The following is a 2,936-nucleotide window of genomic DNA, read 5'->3' on the forward strand; positions in this document are numbered from 1 at the left end:
GGCGCTTGCAGTCGCGCCGCTTGCAGTCGCGCCGCCGCCGCTTCGCCGGCCACTCATATAGGGCTCGTGCCGTGGGCCGACCTTGGTCGGGATCGCGTACACCGAGTGGGTCGAGGTCAGGTAAAGCGTGCGGAAATCCGGCCCGCCCCAGGCGAGGTTGGCGACCATCTCGGGGACGCGGACTTTGCCGAGCAACTCGCCGCGCTGCGAATAGACCCAGACGCCGCCGGGCGCGGTGACCCAGACATTGCCGTGCTGATCGCACTTCATGCCGTCGGGCAAGCCGGGCTCCAACTCGGAGCGAATGCCGCTTGCGAACACCCGCGCATTCGACAGCGAACCGTCGGCATCGACGTCGAAGATGCGGATCAGCGCCTGCACGGTGTCGTTGACATAGAGCAGCTTCTCGTCCGGCGAGAAGCATAGGCCGTTGGGCTGGTCGAACAGATTGCGCTCGACCACGAGCTTCGGCTCGGCGCCGGGCACGACGCGATAGACGCCCTGGAAGCCGAGCTGGCGCGGCCGCTCGACGCCATAGACCGGCATGCGGCCGTACCAGGGGTCCGAGAAATAGATCGCGCCGGAGGAGTGCACGCAGGCGTCGTTCGGGCTGTTCAGCTCCTGTCCCCCAAAATGCGAAGCCAACACCTCGCGTCGCCCGTCCGGCCGCTCGCGGATCAGCGACGATGTCGCGTGCTCGCAGACGATGAGATTGAGCTCGGCATCGTAGGTCATGCCGTTGCATTTGTTGGAGGGGCGCTTGACCTCCACGACACCGCGCCGCGCATCCCAGCGCCGGCGCACGTCGCCGGGCATGTCGGAGAACAGCAAATAATGATCGACCGGATGCCAGATCGGCCCCTCCGTGAAGTCGAAGCCGGTGCCGACCTGCGCGACCGGCGCATAGGGGTCGATCAGGGTCTCGAACTCGCTCCGCAAGGTGACGTGGGTCATCGGCCGATCCTTAGGTCACGTTACGCTGGAAACCAGTTGCGTGCCGGCAGCGACTGCACGATCGGGCCGGGGACCTGATCGTGCAGGCGCCCCACGACGTTGCCGCCTTCGATCTTGGCGGGACGGTCATGCACGGGCAGCAAATAGCGCGAATTGCTGAGTAGCTTCTTGATCGAGGCCTTCTCCGCACGCTTGCTGGTGCCGTGGTTGCCCGTGGTGCGCGGCTCCCAATCATGGATCTCGTTGAACGGCGTCACGATCTGGTCGTTGAAGTCGTAGATCACGTCGCCGCAGATGGTCGCAATGCCGTCTGCCGTCTCGACGATGATGTTCATCGAGCCCTCCGTATGCGCATTGGCGGCGTCGCAATAGACGCCGGGCATCAGCTCGATCGGACCGGTGATCTCCAGGTCAAGGAAACGCAGCGCGCTCTTGGTGTGCAGGCGGTCGATCAGGTGCTTGATGTCGGGGGCCGGATATTGTGGATGCATCAGGCCGGAGACCGAATATTCGAGCTCCTTGCGGTTGAGCACGACGGTCGTGTTCATCGGGAACAGATCGTCCTTGCCAGCATGGTCGATGTGCAGATGGGTGTGGCAGACGAAGCGGACGTCGCCCATGCGCACGCCGTGACGCGCGAGCTGGTTCTCGATCATGTTCTCATGATACTGCAGCCCGCGCATGCCCAGCGTCTCCATGATCTGGTTGGAGCGGTAGCCGGTGTCGACCACAACAGGATATTTCCCCCCGAGGATCAGGAAGCCGAGCGTGAGGACGCGGCGGGTGCGGCCGCAATCGCGGCCGAGCACCAGAAAGCTCGATTCCAGCTCGATATCGCCGTAGTCCAGGATCTTGATCTCCAGCGCCATTCGTTGCCCTCCCTCATCTGTTTCCTGTCTGTCAAAGCCGGTAGACGCGCGTTGCGGTCATCCTGAAGATGGCGTCCTGCTGCTCTGCGCTGAACGGCGCGGCCGCGGCGCGAAAAGCGCCGACGAGGTCGCGATAGCTGGTCCACAATTTCTCGATCGGGAAATTGGAGCCGAACAGGCAGCGCTCGGCGCCGAAGATCGCGACGGTGTCAGTAAGCACAGCGGCGATGTGCGCGGGATCGTTGCGATGGATGAAGGTGCCGAGCCCGGAGAGCTTTGAGACCACGTTGGGGCAGGCCGCGAGCCGGGCCATGCCACCGCGCCAGGCGGCGCGGCCGCCAGGCGAGAGATCCTCCAGCATGCCGGCATGCTGGAGGATGAAGGTCACCTCGGGGCAGGCCTCTGCGAGCGCTGCGGCTTCCGGCATCTGCGGTGTGAACACCTGCAAATCGAAGCTCCAGCCATAGTCGGCTAGACGCGCGACGTTGCGACCGATCATCGGATCGGCGCAGAGATCCGCGCGGGCTGCAAAGCGGTAGAGCGGGTTCTCGTGCCAGTGCAGCTGCATGCGCACGCCGCGCACCAGCGGGTAGCGCTTCAGGAGATCGAGCTGCGGGCGTACGTCGTCCACGGCGAAATTGGCATAGGCGACGATCGCGTGCGGCCAGCCGTGTGCGTCGGCAGTTTCCTGCACCCAGGCGGCCTCGTCCTCGAAGCGCTCGTTGGCCCAGTTGGTCTGCACATAGACCGAGCGCGTGACGCCGGCGCCTTTGAGGTCGTCGAGGTATTCCTCGATCGGATAGTCGCGCCGGATCGGCTCGTAAGGTCCGAAGATGCGCGGTTGCATGGGGCCGATCAGCCAGGGCAGGTCGGCCTGCCGCCAGATATGATGATGGCCATCGACAATACCGGTCACGCCGCTCTCCTTCGTCCCAACGCCAGAATATGCGCGACGATCGACGCGCTCGAACCGCCATCCACGAGGTCATCGACGAAGCGCTCGATGGCGACGAGCGCCTCGGTCTGCGGGCGGAAGCCCGGGCTTGTCGCCAGCGGCGTCAACCAGCTCAAGCGCCACGCCCACCGCGACAGCTTCGCGACGGCATCGCGAAG

General features: G+C 64.8%; 3 protein-coding genes and 1 pseudogene. All 4 read right to left on the reverse strand.

The features are described from left to right. Positions 1–954 (reverse strand): SMP-30/gluconolactonase/LRE family protein (locus MOV75_RS32970; protein ID WP_246931649.1); only part of this gene is annotated, 954 nt, incomplete at its 3' end. 20 nt (positions 955–974) lie between these two features. After that, entirely contained in the window at positions 975–1,823 is an 849-nt protein-coding gene (locus MOV75_RS32975; protein WP_128927095.1) for an MBL fold metallo-hydrolase, read from the reverse strand. A 31-nt stretch (positions 1,824–1,854) separates the two neighbouring features. Continuing rightward, on the reverse strand, positions 1,855–2,739 hold the full coding sequence (locus MOV75_RS32980; RefSeq protein WP_246931646.1) for an amidohydrolase: 885 nt from the start codon (positions 2,737–2,739) through the stop codon (positions 1,855–1,857). After that, positions 2,736–2,936: pseudogene (locus MOV75_RS32985) on the reverse strand (hypothetical protein); the annotation flags it as partial. The gene MOV75_RS32980 and the pseudogene MOV75_RS32985, both read right to left, overlap by 4 nt.

This window comes from Bradyrhizobium sp. PRIMUS42 (assembly GCF_023006515.1).
Classification (GTDB): Bacteria; Pseudomonadota; Alphaproteobacteria; order Rhizobiales; family Xanthobacteraceae; genus Bradyrhizobium.

Coding starts and splice junctions, on each gene's coding strand:
- MOV75_RS32975 (WP_128927095.1), bottom strand. CDS start 1,823: ATGGCGCTGGAGATCAAGATCCTGGACTACGGCGATATCGAGCTGGAA.